Origin of the sequence: Bacillus sp. JJ1764, from assembly GCF_036962145.1 — a bacterium.
Lineage (GTDB): Bacteria > Bacillota > Bacilli > Bacillales > Cytobacillaceae > Neobacillus.
This window is the reverse complement of record NZ_JBALNY010000176.1, coordinates 4,031-5,202: the sequence shown is the minus strand read 5'-3', so window position 1 is coordinate 5,202 and position 1,172 is coordinate 4,031. Positions and strand designations below refer to the sequence as shown.

1 protein-coding gene is annotated in these 1,172 nt (G+C 39.6%); it reads right to left on the bottom strand.

The window, feature by feature from the left end:
* Positions 1–143 precede the first annotated feature (143 nt).
* Positions 144–902: a (S)-benzoin forming benzil reductase gene (locus V7083_RS20415; protein WP_335481379.1), complete on the bottom strand. Its 759-nt coding sequence runs from the start codon at positions 900–902 to the stop codon at positions 144–146.
* Positions 903–1,172: the final 270 nt, after the last annotated feature.

Sequence of the window (1,172 nt, the reverse complement as noted above, 5' to 3'; positions counted from 1 at the left end):
AAAAACCAGCCGCCCCAGCAAAAAGGGCAGATAGAGAGGTTCTTAAGCACCTCAAAACAACCCTTCCCCCAAAATCGGTCACAAAGAACACACAAACAAAAGACTTCGGCAAAAAAACGAAGTCTAGTAATTTATAAAATAGATTAGTTCAACAAATCATTAACATTATAGATTTTTCCGCTTTCCACATCTCCGCAAAGTACGAGATTCACGAGCGCATCTGCAACCACATCTGTTTTGCGCAGCATATTCTTCTCTTTGAACTCTTTAAATTTCTCAAGTTCTTTAAAGGCGTCTTCAGAAGAGGAACGGATCTGTGCCTGCATATCAGTATCCATGATGCCAGGGCTGAAGGCGATAATCTTGTGATGGGTGTTTAACTCTTTTTGCTCCTGCGCCGCTGTCTGGGTGAACATGTTCAGTCCTGCTTTCGAACTGCAATATATGCTCCAGCCTTCGATCGGGCGGACTGCCGCGCCAGAAGTGATATTAATAACCTGTACTTTCGTGTCTGTCTGCTGGGCTTTGCCGAGAAATAAATTGGTAATATAAATCGGAGCAATTAAATTAATCTGGATGTTGCGCATGATTGGGGTTTGGTCCAGGTTGCCAACTGTATGTATAGGTTCAATAACACCTGCATTATTAAAGATTAATAGTTCGTTCGGGTCATTTTGAAAAATCAAATGGGCAATTTCCATGAATACTTCTTGTACTTCTTTTTCCAAGGATAAATTGCAGGATAAGTGTATATAGTCAACACCCTTTTCAAGTGCCCATTTTTTAAGACGATCATTCTCCGTTCGGGACACAGAAACAACTGCGATTTTTTCATTGATCATGCGTTTGGCAATGGCTTCGCCTAAGCCTTTTGATGCCCCGGTTACGATGGCATATTTCATGGTAACTCCCCCTTAAACCTACATGTAAAAACTAGCTTAATCTTATTGTATGCTCGGGTGAATAAATATTCAAGAATACAAGACGTTTAAGAAAAAGCAGCCCTTCAAGGACCACCCTGTTTTAACGGCTTATACTTCTCCTAGTTTAATGATCTCACAAACAGTTTGCTTGGGTATTGACTATCGTTAGGTTATGTTAAGTTTTGTAATAATTTATACACAAATGAATGGATTTCACAGTTTATTCATAAACTTCACTTAATGTTCAGA